This window comes from Affinundibacterium nitidum (assembly GCF_014284155.1).
Classification (GTDB): domain Bacteria; phylum Pseudomonadota; class Gammaproteobacteria; order Burkholderiales; family Burkholderiaceae_D; genus Undibacterium; species Undibacterium nitidum.
Map to the genome: position 1 here is coordinate 466,875 of NZ_JACOFZ010000002.1, position 20,419 is coordinate 487,293.

Annotated in this window: 12 protein-coding genes; 5 read left to right on the forward strand and 7 right to left on the reverse strand. The window is 49.0% G+C overall.

The genetic code is table 11. The features are described from left to right. Positions 1-92: 92 nt before the first annotated feature. From H8K36_RS09495 to H8K36_RS09505, 3 genes are all read left to right on the forward strand, one after another. Complete coding sequence (locus H8K36_RS09495; RefSeq protein WP_186915897.1) at positions 93-3,890, forward strand: two-component regulator propeller domain-containing protein; 3,798 nt, start codon at positions 93-95, stop codon at positions 3,888-3,890. Further along, on the forward strand, positions 3,890-4,531 hold the full coding sequence (locus H8K36_RS09500; RefSeq protein WP_186915896.1) for a response regulator: 642 nt from the start codon (positions 3,890-3,892) through the stop codon (positions 4,529-4,531). The genes H8K36_RS09495 and H8K36_RS09500 overlap by 1 nt, the downstream gene beginning before the upstream one ends. Positions 4,532-4,605: 74 nt before the next feature. Then, positions 4,606-5,031: a lysozyme inhibitor LprI family protein gene (locus H8K36_RS09505; protein ID WP_186915895.1), complete on the forward strand. Its 426-nt coding sequence runs from the start codon at positions 4,606-4,608 to the stop codon at positions 5,029-5,031. Positions 5,032-5,124: 93 nt separating this feature from the next. On the opposite strand, the gene H8K36_RS09510 is transcribed toward H8K36_RS09505, so the two are convergent. The 6 genes from H8K36_RS09510 to H8K36_RS09535 form a co-directional block, all read right to left on the reverse strand. Then, positions 5,125-6,000 (reverse strand): proteasome-type protease, encoded by an 876-nt coding sequence (locus H8K36_RS09510; protein WP_186915894.1) that lies wholly within the window; start codon positions 5,998-6,000, stop codon positions 5,125-5,127. Positions 6,001-6,235: 235 nt separating this feature from the next. After that, positions 6,236-7,147, reverse strand: a complete 912-nt coding sequence (locus H8K36_RS09515) for a transglutaminase family protein (protein ID WP_186915893.1) — start codon at positions 7,145-7,147, stop codon at positions 6,236-6,238. Further along, the gene (locus H8K36_RS09520) at positions 7,144-9,867 is read right to left on the reverse strand and encodes a circularly permuted type 2 ATP-grasp protein (RefSeq protein ID WP_230404458.1); all 2,724 of its coding nucleotides are present in this window, start codon (positions 9,865-9,867) and stop codon (positions 7,144-7,146) included. The genes H8K36_RS09515 and H8K36_RS09520 overlap by 4 nt, the downstream gene beginning before the upstream one ends. A gap of 43 nt (positions 9,868-9,910) precedes the next feature. Continuing rightward, entirely contained in the window at positions 9,911-13,318 is a 3,408-nt protein-coding gene (locus tag H8K36_RS09525; RefSeq protein ID WP_186915892.1) for a transglutaminase family protein, read from the reverse strand. 102 nt (positions 13,319-13,420) lie between these two features. Next, entirely contained in the window at positions 13,421-14,371 is a 951-nt protein-coding gene (locus H8K36_RS09530; RefSeq protein ID WP_186915891.1) for an alpha-E domain-containing protein, read from the reverse strand. Position 14,372: 1 nt separating this feature from the next. After that, positions 14,373-15,797 (reverse strand): circularly permuted type 2 ATP-grasp protein, encoded by a 1,425-nt coding sequence (locus tag H8K36_RS09535; protein ID WP_186915890.1) that lies wholly within the window; start codon positions 15,795-15,797, stop codon positions 14,373-14,375. 1,227 nt (positions 15,798-17,024) lie between these two features. On the opposite strand from H8K36_RS09535, the gene H8K36_RS09540 reads away from it, so the two are divergent. Continuing rightward, positions 17,025-18,071 (forward strand): M14 family zinc carboxypeptidase, encoded by a 1,047-nt coding sequence (locus tag H8K36_RS09540; RefSeq protein ID WP_186915889.1) that lies wholly within the window; start codon positions 17,025-17,027, stop codon positions 18,069-18,071. A gap of 14 nt (positions 18,072-18,085) precedes the next feature. Continuing rightward, a complete protein-coding gene (locus H8K36_RS09545; RefSeq protein WP_186915888.1) occupies positions 18,086-18,844 on the forward strand; it encodes an alpha/beta fold hydrolase in 759 nt (252 codons plus the stop codon). An 87-nt stretch (positions 18,845-18,931) separates the two neighbouring features. Here H8K36_RS09545 and H8K36_RS09550 read toward each other — a convergent pair whose 3' ends face one another. Then, a complete protein-coding gene (locus H8K36_RS09550; protein WP_186915887.1) occupies positions 18,932-20,179 on the reverse strand; it encodes an exonuclease/endonuclease/phosphatase family protein in 1,248 nt (415 codons plus the stop codon). Positions 20,180-20,419 lie beyond the last annotated feature (240 nt).

The following is a 20,419-nucleotide window of genomic DNA, read 5'->3' on the forward strand; positions in this document are numbered from 1 at the left end:
GCTTGTCTTAACGCTAACGCACGCCATCCAAGATCTGCCCTCTTTCTTCTCACACGCTCAGCATGTACAGGTTTTTGTATCCAACTCAATCAGTGTTAACGCATCAAGGTGCTTGGTGCGTGAAGCTCTTGGCACGCCTTCAACTTGTGATGCTGTGCACGCTGCTACCGCTACAAGAAAGTCCAGCGCAAGATTTTCCATTTATTGAACCCCGTTTTGAATTAATGCGGGACGCGGAGACAATTGACGATCAAATCATCACTGCCCTTGCGCAAGACAAGCGCGGTTTTATTTGGATAGGAACACAAGATGGATTGATTCGCTACGATGGCTATCGCTACCGGAAATTTATCCACCAGACAAAGCAATCGAATTCTTTGGTTGGCAATTATGTGTATTCCTTATTAGCTGCGAGTGATGGGCGGATTTGGATTGGGACACGTAGTGATGGTATTTCCGTCTTTGATCCGCGCACCGAAACCTTTGAACAGCTCGATTACGAGACCAGTACTAACAAAGATAGTTTGAGTGTCAGCATGGTGAGGGCTCTCGTCGAAGACCGAGCTGGCAATGTTTGGATCGGAACTGAGACCGGCCTGCACTTCTATCAAAAGGAAAACAAACAACTACGCAATATAGCAAACGCTTCGCCCAATATGGGTTTGCTAGCCAATAGCGTGGCAAGCCTCCTTATCGATAAAGAGGGTCGCTTGTGGTTAGGCAGTGGGCGAGGCTTACAGCGTTTAAGTCGTGATGGTAAATTATTTGAGAATATCGTAGTGGATAAAGATATCACTGCCTTATATCAAGCTGTCGATGGCAAAATTTGGGTAGGTAGTGGAAGCTATGGCGCTGGTTGGTTCATGGCAAATAGTGCCGATACTGATACCGTGCATTTACATTGGCTAGACCGTCACAGCCTGAAAGGGCAACAACTAAGCTCACAATGGATCACGGCCATTTCTGAAGGACGTGCGGAAGAAATTTGGCTAGCAACTTATGGCGGCGGTATCAATATCGTATCCGCTAAAGACGGGCAACTTCTACAAACTATTCGGCTCGACACCAGTTCACCTGGAAGTTTGCTTTACGATGACCTAAAACCATTATTGCGTGATCGTGCTGGGTGGTTATGGATAGGAACTTGGGGCATAGGCTTGCAGCGAGTGAACACGCAGAACATGGCAATTCGCACCCTCAAGTACAGCGCGAATCGCCGTAACGGCTTAAGTCACCCTGACGTCTCCAGTGTGATAGAACTTCAAGACGGCAGGTTGTTGATAGGCACCAGTGGCAATGGGATAGACATCATTGATCGTAAGCTTGGGCTCATCGGCGGTTATCGCACCCATTCTTCACGCGATACAAATGATAAAAATGCGGCGTTAAGTTTGCCCGACAAAGTTATTCCCGCATTAGCACAAACAAAAGACGGTAGCATTTGGGCCGGCACACAGGAATCTGGACTATTGCGCCTACAGCCAAAGTCACAGCAATGGGAAACCATCACAGGGCTGCCCGATCAACAGGTACGCCGTCTCTTTAGCGCGCACGATGGCAGCCTCTGGATCGGAACCGATCATGGTATCGCACGTTGGCGTGCTGGCAATACCGTGGACGTACTCAAAGATGAACAAGGAAAACCTATCCTTGTCACGGTATTTGCTATTATCGAAGATCAGGAACAACATGTTTGGGTTGGCACAGACCAAGGTTTGTGGATACAAACACGAGGTCAACGAAGTTTAAAGCGCGTAGCAAACAATAGCGCGACTGGACTCGTCTCAGACTACGTACAAGGCCTACTGCTCGACCACCTTGGTCAGCTATGGGTGAACACCGACAAAGGCCTACATCGACTAAAATCCTGGGATGGAAAAGTCGCGCAATTTGACTATGTGAGCGGCTTACTCAATCAAGCCGACAAAAATCTTGGCAGCAATTTGCTCGAAGACCAGCAAGGTCGCATTTGGACTGAAGATGCAGTGATTGACCCTGCACAAATGCAGATACGCTTTTTGAGTAGCGCCGATGGTATCGATGCCCACACCAGCTGGAACGGTTCTTGTACTAAAACACGCGATGGTCTACTCATGTTTGGGGGTACAAAGGGTATCGCCATCATTGATGCCAATCGTTTTACTTCCATGGCACCGCTGCCCCAAATAGCCATCACTGAACTCAAGATTAATGGCCATGCTATCGCCCCGGGCAACTTGGCGAACTCCATGCAAGGTGAGCAATTTAAACTTGTACTCTCCCCTTCGCAACGTGACTTTTCGATTGAATTTGCTGCTCTTGATTTCGCCGAACCCAAAAAAAATCGCTACCAGTACCGTCTGCAAGGCTATGACAAAGATTGGATAGAAACCGATGCAGATCATCGCAATGCGGCTTACACCAGTTTATGGCCAGGTCTATATCAACTGCACGTTCGAGCCAGCAATCGGCATGGCGAATGGATTAGTCAAGAATTGGTCATTCCCATTCGCGTCTTGCCTGCATGGTGGCAATCTTGGTGGTTCGTGGCATGTATTTTGATTCTCATTGCGGGCTTCATTGCCGCCTTACTACGTTGGCGCGAGCAACGCCTACAGGAACAAGCTAGGCATCTGCAAACTCTGATCGACGCAAGTACCGCAGACATTTTGGATATCGGCGCGATTGGTCGTGAGCTCACATCGACGCTCGATACCGGGCAGGCTTTTGACCGTGTATATCGTCAAATTTCATCCAAACTTCAAGTCGACGTGTTTTTTATTGGCATCGTCGACGAGAGCCGCGCCCAATTGAACTTAGCGTACAAGATGGAGGGTGGCCGTCGATTACCCGATGCAGCCATCAAGCTCAATGAGCTGCATCACCCTGCTGTATGGTGCGTGCAAATTCACGAGGATATGATCACCAAACAGCGGCATGAACTGAGCAATTACCTTGGCGACATTACGATCCCCGGAGATGTCACAAAGACAGAAACCATGATCTTTTTGCCGCTCTTTGCGGGCCATAAAGTCATAGGCTGTTTAAGCGTACAAAGCCATCAAATCGATGCCTATAGTAAAGAGCAAATCGATCTCTTACGTATCCTGGCAAGTTATGCAGCCATTGCATTATCCAACTCAATCGCACATAGCAGCTTGGCCAGATCAAATGAAGAACTCGCTGATGCCTTGCATGATCTCAAAACTGCACAGGCCAAATTGATTCAAGTCGAGCGCCAGCAAATTTCACTCGACTTGCACGATAATCTTTCTCAAACGATGACAGGTATCTTGCTGCAACTCGACACGGCACGCACCGTCCTATCGCAAGAAGCAGACGCCGGTCAAAGCACAACGCAAGCACCAACAAACAGCAACCCAGCGGCCAACGACCTCAGCCATCGTGGCTTACCTTATGTTGACCGCGCTATTGAACTTGCCCGCGACGGCATTACGCAGACACGCTACATGCTCAAGCAGCTACGTACAAAACAGACTAAGCCGACCGCGATTGACTTGCTCGACACTTTAAGACGAGATTTAGCACGATTGGTAGCGGGGACACCAATCAAAATCAAAGTCGAACAAAGTGGCCATCCGATTCCTTTACAAGCCAAGGTTGAATCGGCAGTACTCAACGTCGCCCAACAAGCAGCAACCAATGCCTTAAGACATAGTGGTGCTAAGACGATACGCGTGACAATTGCTTTTCAGCCAGACCACGTTGTGCTCACAGTACAAGATAGCGGCTGCGGTTTTGATGCCCACTCACCTAATTTCAATCCCGGCATTGGCTTATTTGGCATGCGCCAGCGCGTGACTGCATTGTCTGGTAAATTTCATCTTGCGACTGGCATAGGTAAGGGCACGAAAGTGACCGCCAGCATTCCATTCATCGAGGAAGAATAATGAATACAGAACACAGCATCACCGTGTTTTTAGTAGACGACCACCCTGTGGTACGCGAAGGCTTGCAAGCGCTATTTAGCCAACATCCTGAGTTCAAAGTCATCGGCGAAGCGGCCGATGGCATTAGCGCCGTCACCAAATTTGATGAAATCCGCGCAGATGTCGCTCTGATCGATTTGCGCTTGCCGGGCCAAAGCGGTATCGAAGCGATTCGCGCTATCCGCGCCCAACACCCAAAAGCGGGTCTAATCGCCATCACCTCTTTCGATGGCGACGCCGACGCTCGTAATGCCTTGGCTGCGGGAGCGAATGGTTTTTTGTTTAAAGGATCTCCCGGCACAGAAATTTTAGATGCAGTGCGTGCCGTGAGTGCTGGTGGCGAATGGGTGACCGATGAGATTGCCGCCCTGCTTACCGCTACCGATGGCAGCGACCTAAGTGCACGCGAACAAGAAGTGCTGACTAAACTCGCCGAAGGCTTACGCAATCAAGAGATCGCAGATCAACTCGGTCTTTCACTGAGCACAGTCAAGTGTCATGTAAATGCGATTCTCGATAAGCTCGATGCGGTAGATCGTACCGAAGCCGTTGTCACTGCTTTAAAGCGAGGGATTATTCATTTACCTTCGCGTAATTGGTGAAGCTTATCTAGGCAATCCGCCCTGTTGAGTAAGACTAGTAGAATATCAACGTCGCCCAAACTAGAAAGACCATCATGAAAAAATCGCTCCTCACCATCGTCATCACAGCTGCTTTTGGTGCAGCTTTAAGTCTGACATCGATTAACGGTTTAGCAGCAGAACAATCTGCTGATCCGTGCAAAACGCAAGCGAATACCTTAGAAATTAACGAGTGCGGAAAACAAGAGTTGGCCAAGAAAGACAAAGAGCTCAACGCTGCTTATCAACAACTCATGAAAAAACTCGCCCCCGCAGATAAGTCTGACGACACCAAGTACGCCGAGGTCAAAAAGCAATTAATCGAAGCACAGAAAAACTGGATCAAATACCGCGACGCCGACTGCAGCGCCAAATACACACTCTACGAACAAGGCTCCATACGTGGGATCGTGCACTTGAGCTGTTTAAGAGAAAAAACTGAACAGCGGACAAAAGAGTTGTTGAACTGGGATCCGGTGTGAGATCACATTCTTTTGATTACTTTTAGCACAATTTGGAAATCAGAAACATAAACAGCGCTTAAGATTTTAACTCGTCTTGATTCGCTTAATTCTTCATTGCTGCGAGTCACCAAAATTTTGTGCTAATGTTTGCAATCCAGAAGCAAAGTTCAAGTCTGATTGCACACCAAGTGGCGGTAAAACACGTACTGGTTTGCTGTGCATATTGGTGGAGGAAAGCACATTCTGTACGATCTCAGGAGTAGCGTTCCAGATAGGATCATCGATGGCTTCGAATACCGCTTTGAGTTGATGACCCCAAGTGTTGCGTATCATTTGGAAGTATTGGTTTTTTTCGTCAATGGTAACGAAGCGCGTGACTGCCAGGCGGTCAGTTTCGTACACTAATAAATCGAGCGGCAAGCCTACCGAAATATTTGATCGCAAGGTGGAATCCATGGAAATCAAGGCACATTTGGCTGCTTCGTCGAGTGGTGTTGCTGGTGTGACGACGCGATCTAAAATTGGCTTGCCATATTTAGCTTCACCGATTTGAAAATAGGTGTTTTCGTTGTGCGATTCGATGAAATTGCCGGCGGAATAAATTTGGAACAAGCGGCAGCGTTCGCCTTTAATTTGGCCGCCTAAAATCATGCTGACATTAAAATCGATACCGAATTCGGCAAGCGCTTTGGCGTCGCGATGAAACACACTGCGCACAGCGTCACCGACAATGCGGGCGGCTTCGTACATATTGGATGCGGTCCAAATACTTTGACCATCAGCACTAACATGTGCGGAGATCAGTTCACGTATGGATTGAGAAATGGAGAGATTGCCTGCTGTGAGTAGTACGATCATACGGTCACCCGCATTTTCAAACACACTCATTTTACGGAAAGTGCCGACCTGATCAACGCCCGCATTGGTGCGTGAATCAGAAAGAAAAACCAGCCCTGCATCCAGGCGCATACCAACACAGTAAGTCATTGCGAATCAGTTTTTTTGGGTAAAGCACTATTTTACACTAGCGAACTTTGCCGAATAAGCCAATGAAAGGAGATTCAAGTTTTTTGTTTGCAGTGCGCTGTTATAAGTTAAGCGATGTGCCAATTTGGTGCAAATTAAAGGGTACAAGAGAAATATTTTCTCGAAAAATATTATATTGAAATGCTTTAATACTCAGAAACGAAGACACGGCGTCGGATAAAATTTATCCAAACAATTACTTTATTGGCACTGGGGTTACCGTCACACTGACTGCGAGATTTTGTTGATCACCACCAAGTACCACGCCACGCATAGGCGTGACATCGCTAAAATCGCGACCCCAACCTAAGGTGATGTGTTCATGCTGAACTAGACACCGATTTGTGGGATCAAAATCAACCCACCCGAATTCTGGGCAATAGACTGACACCCAGGCATGCGAGGCGTCAGCGCCGATCAAACGAGCTTCGCCTTCTGGTGGGTGCGTGAGAATATAGCCACTGATATAGCGCGCTGCCAAGCCTAAGCTACGCAAGCAACCTATCATTAATTGTGCGAAATCTTGACACACACCACGGCGCCCTCTCAAGACTTGTTCAAGTGGAGTGGAAATATCAGTCGCTTCACCATCAAATTCAAAATCATCAAAGATGCGCTTGGTGAGACTCAATGCTGCTTCTAAATGCGGCCGGCCCGGCGTGTAACTGGCCAATGCATACTCTCGAAGCTCTTCGTTCCAGTTGACATGGGGTGAAGCGTATAAATAACGTTGGGGTTCATCGCTAGACAAGGGGTCAAACACAAAACGCGTGTCACGCAAAGCTTCCCATGGTGTCGAGTGACTCAATTCAGCGAAGCTGTATCGCGCTCGCAGCACCACTTCAAACTCGGCGCGCACAGACAAGGCATGATGCGGTTCGAGTATCGTCATGTTTTGCACTTTGTTGCCAAAATAGTCGAGGCCTTCGGTGCGTTCTTCTCCAATCGGGGCGACTGTGATGGAATCATTTAACACCTCTTGAAACTTAAAGCTACGTGGCGAGAGATGCAAATATTGCTGCGACAAGGTTACCAGATTCTGATACTGATAATCCGTTTGGTGCACGACCTGATAATGTGCGACGACTGGACGAAGCAATGTGTTCATGAAGAAGTACCCATTACCGAAGAACCACTTGCTGCGCCGGGCTTATCTAGGTTTGGAGATACCCCAGTGTAACTAAAAAAGCGCACGCTCAGCCTATCAGAAACCTCGGCACTGGCGCGACTAATTCGCCCCAAGAGATCGATCAAAGCAGGATTACCGGCGTAAAAATCATGGGCCGGATCAAGCACTAATAATTCCTGCAATAAGGGCGCGAGAAGTTCTGTGCCACAAGCGCCATAACTGCGCGCTAATTTACTCAAATAAGTGAGTATGCCTTCCAATTGAAACACCACTGAGCGGGGATTACTTTCGTCGAGCAACAATAGGTCGAGCACTGACATCCATTCGGGTCTAGCCATATATCGTGAGCGATAGGTCACGATACTATCGGCCGTTTCAAGGAGCCAGTCGAGTTTGCTATTGGCACGCATGGCCAAACCGTGCTGTAGCAAGGCGCAAATAAATTGGAGCCTTTCGATGCGTCTACCGATCGATAAAAAGCGCCAGCCTTTATCTCGCGTCATACCATCTAAGGCAAATCCTGTGAGGTTCATCAAATCACTAATTGCTTCATCAAGCATGAGCGAAGCTTCAGAAATTGTGGGCGGTGTTTCACCGTTACCGAAGCGCTGCATCATTTGATTGATGGTGCGCCAGTTGTCGAGTGAAACGCGTTCACGCAATTGGCTGGCGATGCGATACAGGTTTTGTAATTGATTGGCGATACCTGGTAAAGAGGGGGAGACCATTGCAAGCATGAGTTCACTCTCAAGCTGCTGGTCGGACAGTATGGGTACGGTCGCTGGTGTATTCGATTGTGGGCTTTGGCTTTGGCTTGGTATGCCAGATTGCGTCTGTGACTGTGATTGCGCCTCAGTCTCGATCGCTGGCAAAGTAATCAAGTAAGACCAAGCACACAATGCCTGTATGGTTTGCCATTCATCTCGACGCATCTCCGCGGGCATGGTAATCATTTGCACTATCGCGGTACGCATGAGTCGTGCGATATTGTCACATCGTTCGCAATAGCGCCCAAACCAATACAGGTTCTCGGCAACGCGGCTAGACAAATGAGTGTCGTCGCGTATCAAATCTTTAGCGTTCGGTTGTTTGCGTACCATACTCTCGGGCTCGGCCTGAGGATTGGCAAGCACCCAAGTATCTTTACTTCCACCACCACGCTGCATCGCTAATACGCGGTCGTCTGGCCCCGTCGCGACCCGAGTTAAACCACCGGGCATCACAACATAACCTGATGGAGTCGCACAAGCATACACACGCAAACCTATTGCCGATGCCGTGAGAGAATTCTTCAGAGGCTGAGATGGCTTCGATGACTCTGCCACTGGATTGTCATTTTTTGTACGAACTTGCTCAGCTACTTGTGCACGCCAGATCGGTGCCTGCGACAAATGCACTAATTCTTGAGCAACAAAATTCTCTGGATGGGCACGCATCTTTTTGATGAATTCGGCTCGCGCACTTCCTTTCAAATCTTTGCCAAAAACTGGATATTGGCGTAATTGCGGAAAACTCGGTTTAACAATCAGTTGATCTAAACGCGCAATTACTTCTTCAAGAGCTGCTGGCTCGCCACACCACCAAGTTCCCACGGAAGGCATTTTTAATTCTTCACCCAAGATCTTTTCGCTCAAGCTAGGCAAAAATCCGAGCAAGGCGCCTGACTCCAATAAGTTAGAACCCAAGCTATTTGCGATGACCACGTTGCCACGACGTGCAACATCAGTTAAGCCCGCGATACCCAAGGCAGAGTCACTTCTTAGCTCTAGTGGGTCGCTAAATTCATCGTCAACGCGGCGCATAATGACATGTACGCGCTGCAAGCCGGACAATGCTTTCAACCAAACCATGCCGTCGCGCACGGTTAAATCACTTCCTTCGACGAGCGGCACCCCGAGATAACGCGCTAAAAAACTTTGCTCATGATAAGTTTCGTTATACGGGCCAGGCGTCAACAAAACAATCAGAGGGTCTTCATTTTCAGCCAAGGTTCGCTGACCGTTGGGCGCGCTTGTGCCACCGTTCGCGCACATTCGCCCCCAATGCGTCATACTTTCTAACATCGTCGAAAAGAAGCCAGCTAGATGCCTGACTTTCATTTCTCGAAAAAGCTCAGGAAAAGCGCTAGCGATTACGAAACGGTTTTCTAAAGAGTAGCCCGCGCCCGACGGTGCTTGGGTACGATCACCGACCACCCACCATTGACCATTCGGTGCACGGGCCAAATCGACTGCATAAAAATGCAGCGCAATCTCGTCGAGATGCTCAATGCCATGACAGGGTCGCAAGAAGCCTGCATTGCCGTGGACAAGTGCAGCGGGTAAAGCTGCCTCGGCCAACAAGCTCTGCTCACCATAAATGTCGATCAGAATGCGATTCAATAAAGTGGCGCGCTGTACTACCGCAGCTTCAATCTCTTCCCATTCCTCATGCGGCAAGATCATGGGCAAGACATTTAGATCCCATGGGCGTTGCATTCCCTTAGTATCATCATACACATTATAGGTAACGCCGTTTTCGCGCACTTTTCGTTGTACGATTGCTGCACGCTGCTGCATGACACCTTCTGGCTCTTGCGCCAGACTTTCCATTAAGCGACGCCAATGCGCACGGGGCGCCCGCGATGGCTCAAGCATCTCATCGAAGGTCTCGCGAGTGACGGGGTAGGACGATAGCAGCTGGTTTAAATTCTTATTCAACTTTTTCACATAGGATGGTGTTCACACCGTTCGGCCTTTGCCACTAGGGCTGCCAACGCATATCAAGCGTCATCGGGAAATTCGGGTTTAAATCTTCTCGATAAACAATTATAGGGCCTGGCGTGTGTCCGTGATCCCAAAATCGTGCAAAACGACGCGCTTCTGCAGCATTCGCGTTAACTGGCGCATTTTCTTCACTGCGTCCGCCCGGGTGGCTTACATGATAAGTACAGCCGCCAATGGCGCGGCCACTCCAAGTATCGACCAAATCAAAGGTCAACGGCGCGTGACTCTGGATAGTTGGATGCAAGGCAGACCATGGGTTCCATGCTTTGAATCTTACACCGGCGACAAATTCGCCCGGAATACCGGTCGGATGTAGTGGCAATGGGCGCCCATTGCAAGCGACGATATGCCTGCTGTTGGTGACACCACGCACCCGTAACTGTAAGCGCTCTATCGACGAATCGACGTAACGCGCGGTGCCGCTGCCACTGACTTCTTCACCCAATACATTCCAAGGTTCAATCGCCTGACGCAACTCCATCTCCACGCCGTCATACACCACCGTGCCGAAACGCGGGAAACGGAATTCAATAAAGGGGTCAAACCAATGCTCTTCGAAGGCGTAGCCAGCGGCTTGCAAATCTTTTACTACATCGCGAATATCCAGTGCCACAAAATGTGGGAGCATCCAACGATCATGGAGAGCAGTACCCCAATTGACCAATTTACAGGTGTAGGGCTTACGCCAAAAACTCGCCACCAAGGCGCGCAGCAGCAGCATCTGTAACAAGCTCATCCGTTCATGCGGTGGCATCTCAAAAGCACGAAATTCGACTAAGCCGAGGCGCCCAGTGGGACTATCAGGTGAATACAATTTGTCGATAGAGAATTCTGAGCGGTGCGTGTTACCGGTGAGATCAACCAAGAGATTGCGCAGCAGTCTATCCACGATCCAAGGGCGCTCGCTCTCTTGCAAGTTGGGTAGCACTTTATCCATTTGCTGAAAGGCCAAAGACAGCTCATACAAATTGTCGTCGCGCGCCTCATCAACCCGCGGTGCCTGACTTGTTGGACCAATAAAGGTACCAGAAAACAAGTACGATAAAGCAGGATGATTTTGCCAATAGGTGATTAAACTTTTTAACACGTCAGGCCGACGCAGCATGGGACTATCAGCTGGGGTTGCGCCGCCCAAAGTAGCGTGATTGCCACCACCGGTGCCAGTGTGGCGACCGTCGACCATAAACTTTTCTGTACCCAAGCGTGTTAGACGCGCTTCCTCATACAGCGTCGTCACGTTATATACCAACTCATTCCAGGTCGCAGCCGGATGAATATTTACCTCAATAACGCCCGGATCAGGTGTCACGCTGAGGAGCTTCACGCGAGGATCACGGGGTGGAGGATAACCTTCCATTCTTACTTTAAGTTTGAGTTTGGCAGCAGTCGCTTCCACATTGCTCACCAATGCGAGATAGTCTTCTATACGCTTTATAGGCGGCATGAACACATGCAAACGACCTTCACGCACTTCTACGCACAAGGCAGTATGAATCACCTCGTGCACCACGAGCATCGCATCTATCTTTGAATTTGACTTGGATTCGTTAGCGTTTACATTTGTGCTTGCCCCAGCATGTTTTGTCTCTGGCTTGGCATCTTCTTTATTCGCCATTTTTAACACGGAAGTAACGACCGTTTTACCCGCATCCTTAGCAGTGTTGATCGCTGGCAGATCACTCTTCTTGGCGAATGGGTCAACATCAAACTCTTGCACTTTGTCGGCTTCCAAGACCCAAGGTAGCGACGCCAAAGGTAGCCGTAAGCCCATCGGCGAATCACCTTCTAATAGATAGAGGTGTTCGCGTTTCAACGGCCATGGGCTAGTTCTCCAGCTACTTCCTAAGGCTGTGCTGGCGTCGAGTTCTTGCGGTTTGAGTGGCAACACATAGCCCACCACTTCACCGAGGCCACGCGCTAACAATCGTGCGATGCGACGCCGTTCTTCAGATGCCGATAGATCCGCTTTGAGCGGATCAAGATTAACTGGCAAAGCCTGTTCTCGCTGCGCTAACTGCACCACGTCTTCATAAGCCGGAATGAGACTATTCGTCGACAACAGCAATGATTGTGTTAGTTCCAACGCAAAAGCCTTGGCCTCTGGATCGCCATAGCCCTCGGCTTTATTCTCATCCGAAAACAAACTAATATCGCGCCACATTGGCTGTCCATCTACGCGCCAATAAATATTCAAGGCCCAGCGTGGCAATGGTTCACCAGGATACCATTTACCTTGTCCGTAATGCAGCATGCCACCCGGTGCGAAATGATTTTTGAGCCTGTGCATCAGCTGCCCCGCCAGCTCCCGCTTTTTATCGCCGTGCGCCAAGGTATTCCATTCGGCTCCATCCATGTCATCAATTGAGACGAATGTCGGCTCGCCACCTTGGGTTAAGCGCACGTCTTGTTGCTTCAAGTCGACATCAACCTGCTGCCCTAGGGCGTTAATTTTGTCCCAATCTTGTTCGCTATAAGGTTTGGTAACGCGTGGGTCTTCATGAATACGCGTGATTGTCATCTCGTGGGAAAAGGTGACCTCAGCCTTATCGACAAAGCCAGAGACCGGTGCCGCTGACGACGGCATCGCCGTGCAAGCCAAGGGAATATGTCCTTCTGAGGCAAGCATACCTGACGTGGGGTCTAGCCCTATCCAACCAGCCCCTGGCACATATACTTCGGCCCATGCGTGCAAATCGGTGAAGTCGACCGTGGTGCCACTCGGGCCGTCTAAGGCGGCTTGATCTGCTTTCAATTGAATTAGATAGCCGGAAACGAAGCGCGCTGCCAAACCCATATTACGCAGCATCTGTACGAGCAGCCAGCCGCTATCGCGACAGGATCCGGTTTGCTTCTGCAAAGTTTCTTCAGGTTCTTGCACTCCCGGTTCCATGCGTACCAAGTACCCAATGTCTTTTTGCAGGCGCTGATTGATCGCCACCAAGAAATCATTAGTCGTAATTTTCTCGACCAGTAACTCGGCCTTCAATTTACTTAACCACTTTTCCTGCAACGGACCTGGCTCTTCAACGTGCAGATAGGGGCCCAGCTCTAAGCGCAATTGGGGCGTGTAGTCAAACGGGAAATGGGTGGCATAACTTTCGACGAAAAAATCGAAAGGATTAATCACCGTCATATCGGCCACCAGATCCACCGTAAATTCCAAGACGGGCGACTTCTCGGGAAACACAAAACGCCCAATGTAATTACCATAGGGGTCCTGCTGCCAATTGATGAAGTGATCAGACGGCGTTACTGTCAACGAATACGACAGAATGGGTGTTCGCGTGTGCGGTGCCGGACGTAGACGGACTTCATGCGGCGACAGATTAATTGGTTTATCGTAGTGGTAGCTAGTCTTATGATGCAAGGCAACGCGGATGGCCATAATGCGAACCTATTTGATGAAGTGTCATCGACGAAATCGTCAACTTCAGAGAAGCGTGTTGATGAGGACGTGCGAGTATTTCATCGCACTCCAGAAAATTACTTAAGCGACCAATGGAACTAAGAAGTCACGTCGAATCAAGTTACCGAGTTCAAAAATACGTTCGAGAAATTCAGTCAGAGAATCATGTAGCCCGGCATCCAAGATCTCTTCAATCTTGGCGAAACGTAAATCGGCGTGCAACTTACCTGCAAAACGTTCCGTCTCGGCTGAAACATCGTTGCGTACTAAAGCCAAGTTAGCGACCACTTCATCCATGCACGCCAATAGTGAGCGTGGCATATCGCCGCGTAGTATCAATAACTCTGCAACACGCTCAGGGGTGATGACATCGCGATATACCTGACGATAAATTTCAAAGGCCGACACCGAGCGCAACAGCGCGGACCAATAGTAGAAATCACGTTGGGTGAGTTCTTCTGCATGGCTTCCCTTTTTACCGCCATGAAACTTCACATCAAGGATACGTGCGGTGTTATCCGCACGTTCTAAAAAGGTGCCAAGGCGAATGAAGTAGACTGCTTCATCTTTGAGCATGGTGCCCAAGGTAACACCACGCGACAGATGAGAACGATATTTAACCCATTCAAAAAAGTGACTAGGATCAGTTTGCAACAAACCGCGATCAAGGCGTTTTTGCATATCAAGCCAAGTCGTATTTTGCGTCTCCCATACTTCGGTGGTGAGTGTACCGCGGATGGCTCGTGCATTCTCGCGGGCGGCCGTTAAACAACTGACGATAGACGATGGATTCGCTGGGTCTCGCACCATAAAATCCAAGACATTCTTGGCGTTTACCTCGTTGTAGCGTGTGTCATACACCGACTGCAACTCAGAAATTCCCAAGATCGCGCGCCAACCTTGCGCCGCATCGATCGCCGACTGTGGCAGCATGGAGGTTTGAATATTCACATCCAACATCCTGGCGGTATTTTCTGCGCGTTCGGTATAACGCGCCATCCAAAACAAATGATCTGCGGTACGACTAAGCATATTATTCCTCCAAAATCCAAGTGTCTTTTGTGCCGCCGCCTTGTGACGAATTGACCACTAGCGAACCTTCTTGCAACGCCACCCGTGTCAAACCGCCGGGCACCATGGAAACCGTCTTGCCAGAGAGGACGAAGGGGCGTAAATCGATATGACGAGGCGCAATCCCGCTCTCAACAAAGGTAGGGCATGCTGACAATGCCAAAGTTGGCTGGGCGATGTAGCCATCGGGTTTGGCTAAAATACGCTGGCGGAATTCCTCAATTTGCTGTTTGGTCGAAGCCGGACCCACCAACATCCCATAGCCGCCCGCGCCGTGAACTTCTTTCACCACAAGTTCGGAGAGGTGCGAGAGGGTATAAGCCAGATCGTCTGGCTTGCGACATTGATAGGTGGGAACGTTATTGAGTATCGGAGCTTCTGATAAATAAAACTTGATCATATCGGGAACAAAAGGATAGATCGATTTATCATCCGCCACACCGGTACCGATTGCATTGGCAAGGGTAATTCGACCAGCGCGATACACTTCCAACAACCCCGGCACGCCCAAAGTAGAATCAGCGCGAAACGCTAGAGGATCCATGAAATCATCATCAATACGACGATAAATCACATCGACTTTCTTGGGGCCACGCGTCGTACGCATATACACGGCGTTGTCGTTGACGAATAAGTCTTTGCCCTCGACCAGTTCGACACCCATTTGCTGCGCTAAAAAGGCGTGTTCAAAATAGGCTGAGTTATACATGCCGGGTGTCATGACCACGATAGTAGGATCTTCGACACCGACGGGCGCGACCGAACGCAAGTTATCGAGCAACATGTCAGGATAATGATCGACGGGAGCAATCTTATTGCGGGCGAAGAGTTCTGGGAACAAGCGCATCATCATTTTGCGGTCTTCCAGCATGTAAGACACGCCGGAGGGTACGCGCAAATTGTCTTCGAGTACGTAAAATTCCCCCTGCCCAGCTCTGACGATATCGACACCAGCGATATGCGCATAGATATCTGACGCTACCGAGACGCCCTTCATCTCGGGACGGTACTGCGCATTCTTGTAAATTTGTTCCGCTGGAATGATGCCCGCTTTAATAATGTTTTGATCGTGATAAATATCATGGATAAACATGTTTAAAGCAGTCACGCGCTGTACTAAGCCCTCTTGCAGTTGCGACCATTCAGCCGCTGGAATAATGCGCGGGATAATGTCAAAGGGGATCAAACGCTCCGTACCAGCGTCGTCACCATACACCGCGAAGGTGATGCCTACCCGACGAAACAGCAAATCTGCTTCTGCCTTTTTTCTTTGTATGGTCTCCGGCGCTTGCTGCTGGAGCCATGTGCTGAACTCGCGATAATGTTCGCGTATCGAATTTGCCGAGCCAGTTTCCTCAGCCTTCATTTCATTAAAAAATTTGACCATAGTGGGGCACTCGTTGTTGTTCTCAAAGTTTATTCAGCAAGAAGTAAGCCAGCTCTAAGCTGGCCTCAGAGAGATCAAAATGAGTTCAAATTTCACATTAAATTTGTAGCTAATCATGGAAGAAAATGTATTTTTTTTGAGGGCGGGGGAAAAAGGGCTAGGTCAAAGCAGCTTTTGTCAGATATTTACTTAACCTCATTGCTGTTCGGCCCGTAACGGCCGTGCACCAACATGTGGGAAGTATCACCAAACGCACCACAATAAACAGCTCTTTAGGAAAATGCCCCAAACTAGGGCGGCGAATACGCCCTCAATGGTATTTGTACAATACGCTGCACGCTGCGCCTGATCTGTTTGGCCCAAAAACAGAGCAGCAGACTAAGGAGTGGTTGAAGTGATATCCTGCGTGAGAATCGCTTCGTCTGAAAGATGAGATTACTGCGGATTTTTCTTATTACCCCAAACACCGCCGCTTCAAATCCCCATCCCTGATTTGATAGCAGTAACTATTTTCTCGTTTCACTTTACCTAGGCAAAAATTCTTATTATCACTGTCCCTAATCTGGTAACAGTAAGAGGTTTCTTTGGTAGTCTCGCCTAGGCAAGCGTTTTTGCCGTCGCTATCGTTCATTTGATAGCAGTACGAGGTTTCTCTCTTGACGCTAGCGAGGCAAGTGTTTTTACTATCGTAATTACTGATTTGGTAACAATAGCTAGTTTCGTTTTTTATCTTTGCGAGACATGTATTTTTGGTATCACTATTTCTGATTTGGTAGCAGTAACTGGTTTCGTTCTTGCTTGTACCTAGGCAGAGATTTTTATTGTCCGCGTCGTTAATCTGATAGCAATCGCTATCGCCTTTGGCATGTGCGGTTTGCACCGCATGAGAATTAACGAATGCGATGAGAACGACGAGGGAAAATGCGCGCATGATGGGCTCACTTTGTCATGACAATGATTCCAACATAGACAGTTTGCCGAGAATGGTTCAAGGGATTGTTCATACTTTTTCTGTTTTTTAACCTTCTCTCACACTCTCTTTACCAAATCGATATTCTCTTCTTCTATTTCTTCAAATACCTATGCAGACATTGATTTGATGCAGATTAACGACAGTATTTCTTGTCATGGATTCCAGTATCCGCCCATTTTTGTGGCACACTTGCGCTCGTCCTGTATTGCAATTCTGCTTTGGTATTTCTCTACCTCTGAAAGTCCGCAACTGCTATGCCTGCACTCCCCGAATTACAAGAACTCGAGCGTCTGATTCGTTTAGGGAAAGATCATCTCGAAGTGAATGTGATGTGCGAAGTGGGGGTGCGCCATAAACGTTTTCCTGTATATCAACTGGCACTGGGCAACCCTGATCCCCACTTACCGGCGATTGGTTTTTTTGGTGGCATTCATGGCCTAGAGCGCATCGGCACACAAGTGTTACTCAGTTATTTGCGGGGATTGTTATCTCAAGTCGTATGGGACAAAAGCTTGCAGCAGTTATTGCAAGAGGTGCGCCTGGTATTTATGCCCTTGATCAACCCTGGTGGTATGTGGAAGGCTACGCGTGCCAACCCTAGCGGGGTTGACCTGATGCGCAATGCACCGGTTGAAGCACAAGGTAAAGTGCCTTTCTTATTGGGAGGTCATCGCATTAGCCGCCACTTACCTTGGTATCGTGGCGATGAAAATGCCGAGATGGAAATCGAGAATCAAGCGCTGTGCAAAGTGGTGCAAGAGCAGTTGCTCACGCGTGATTTTAGTATGGCGATCGACTGCCATTCTGGCTTTGGCTTGGTCGATAGAATATGGTTTCCGCATGCGCACAGCCCCCACCCTATTCCCCATTTAGCCGACATCTTGCGTTTGGAAGAGTTATTTCGCGAGACACATCCCCACCATCGTTACGTGTTTGAACCGCAAAGTCGGCAATACAAAACGCATGGCGATGTGTGGGACTATTTGTACCTGCGCCACGAAGAACTTGCTGGCGCTGGTACTGCGCTAAACGGTGCGGCGTCTGCGCCGTCAAAAACCTTCTTGCCCTTAACTTTAGAAATGGGCTCTTGGCTGTGGGTTAAGAAAAATCCACGCCAGTTATTCTCCCGCCACGGCATGTTTAACCCCACGGCGGAACATCGTTTGCATCGTGTATTACGCAGGCATGCGTCTTGGTTTGATTTTTTGTTGCGTGCCAGTTGTGCCCACCACAATTGGATGAGTACGGGGCCACAGCGCTGCCGTATGCAAGAGCAAGCCGTCGCTCGTTGGTATCGATAAATGGGTGCAAGACGATGACGACTTGGGTACTTTTACGTGGGCTGATGCGCGAATCACGTCACTGGGGTGATTTCCCACACCAATTACAAAGAGTGATTGGGGAGAGTGATATTGTGTGCATCGACTTTCCAGGGAATGGCCCGCTTAACGCGCAGCATAGCCTGACCAGCGTGCCAGAGATGGCGGAACATTGTCGTCAACAGTTACAAGCAAAAGGATGCACGGGCCCCTATCACGTCTTGGCAATATCACTCGGTGCCATGGTGGCAGTGGCTTGGGCCGACGCGCATCCAGACGACATCAAATCAATGACGCTGATCAATACCAGCCTTGCGCCGTATAACCCTTTCTACCAACGCTTACGCCCGCAGAATTATCCCCAACTATTGCGCACCTTATTATTTGGTAACCGCCGCAAACGGGAGGCGTTGATTTTAAAACTCACGAGTAATCTAACAACAAAAGCGGCAGCGCCTAGCATCGTTGACGAATGGGTGCATTATGCGCGCGAGTTTCCGATTGCCCGCGCCAATATCTTAAGGCAGCTACGCGCAGCTTCGCAGTTTCGGGCGCCCGATCATGCGCCATCGACGCAGGTGCTGATGTTGGCATCGAAGCAGGATCACTTAGTCAGTGTGAAATGCTCACAAGAGATTGCTGAAAAGTGGGAGGTGGAGTTGCAAGTACACGAGCACGCCGGCCACGATTTGCCTTTGGACGATAGTGCATGGGTGATTAAGATGATACAAGAGTGGCATACGCGAGTGCTTTAGCCACTCTTGCTTGTGGTGTTGCGAATTGCTAATCAGTGATTACTGTGTGCTGCCTAACTTATTGCGAGAAAATGTTAGCGTAGGCAATCAACGCAACTTCAAAGTCGTGATACGTGGGCAGTGGTCGCTAGAAATAATCTTTTGCCCTTTGAGTTGATCAACGCCGACTTTCACCGAGCTCGCACCACCTGCTTGTTTAGCATTGAGCGCATCACTCAAGAGGATATGATCCAAACCAACGAATCCTTTGCAAGCGCCTGTGCCTTCAGCCAATGGCACTTGCACCAAGCCTGGGTTGCCATCGGAAATCTCTTGCCACATTAAGCGGGTTTTAACTTCGCCGTATTGGCCTGTTTTGTTGTGGCTAGCGGGGTCGCTGCCGTCACTACGCACTTGGTCTTTACTTGGATTGGAAGCGGCTTCTTCATCTAAGCGACGATTGAAGTCACCTAACAATACGAACAGGGGCGTTTTAGCGGCGACACGTTCGATCCAATTTTCCAATGGTGCGACTTGGCGATTCAAGATTTTGCAGGCTTTATCATCATCGGTTAGCACATGGCCTGGGTAGCGATCTGTGGTGATCAGATTGGCGCATGAGGATTTGAGATGAACATTGAGTACGCTCAGATCGACACCTCCGATATTGATCTTCAGCTCTACACCTGGGCGCAACTTCCGTACCTTTTGCGTTTCTTCTTCGTTGTCTTTAATCGCTAAGGCTTCTTCGCTTTTGCATTGTGCCGGTTTGGCGCTCAAGGATTTTTTCCAAGCGAAGCCTACGGTTTGGAAAGCATTGTGATCAGCAACGCAGGTCTCGAAGTCATTGACGTGCTTACCGAGAATAGCTTGTATGGTTTCACGGCTTTTGACTTCTTGGAAAGCCATGATGTCAATACCGTGTTCCGTGACTAGTTTGTCGATAGTGCTGGTCAAGCCCGCCATTTTTTCATCGTACCAAGATTCACCCATGGTCCAGTTACTGGCATTCAAACGGTAGGCATTACAAGGCGCCACCAACATACTTTTTTCGAAACCACCGGCAGCGGTCTCAATATTGTTTTGGCACTGCTTAGCGCGGTCTGCTTCTTCTTTGGTGGGCTCAGAAGCACCACGAGCAATACGCGGACGCGTGTCGCACCAATTTACTTCAGGTGCAGAGCAAACGGCCAGATGGGTTTTGAAATCAGCCTTGGTACTTGCCCAAGCGAGGTTGAATGAAGCAATACCGACTTCATTGTTTTTAGATTGAGCGTAGCTTGGGACACTAAAAGCCATTGCAGTTAATGCGAAAGCGATGCTACGTGCTGCGAGTTTTTGTGTGAGGTTAAGCATGTGATGCTGACTCCATTCGTCGAATTGTAGTTTGTATTTGTTCGTGCGTTGAATACTGGGCGTGCGATTGTAGCCGAGAATGTGCAGAGCTTAGCTTTTGTGTGCAGGAATAGCGATGCCGAAACAACAATTTCGAGTGTTTGTTCTGGGTTGATTTGTATCGTAGTTTTGCAGGGTGGGTACACGCCCATCTATAAACGCCAAGCGATTAGCGATTCAATCGTCACTGGTACGAAGGTC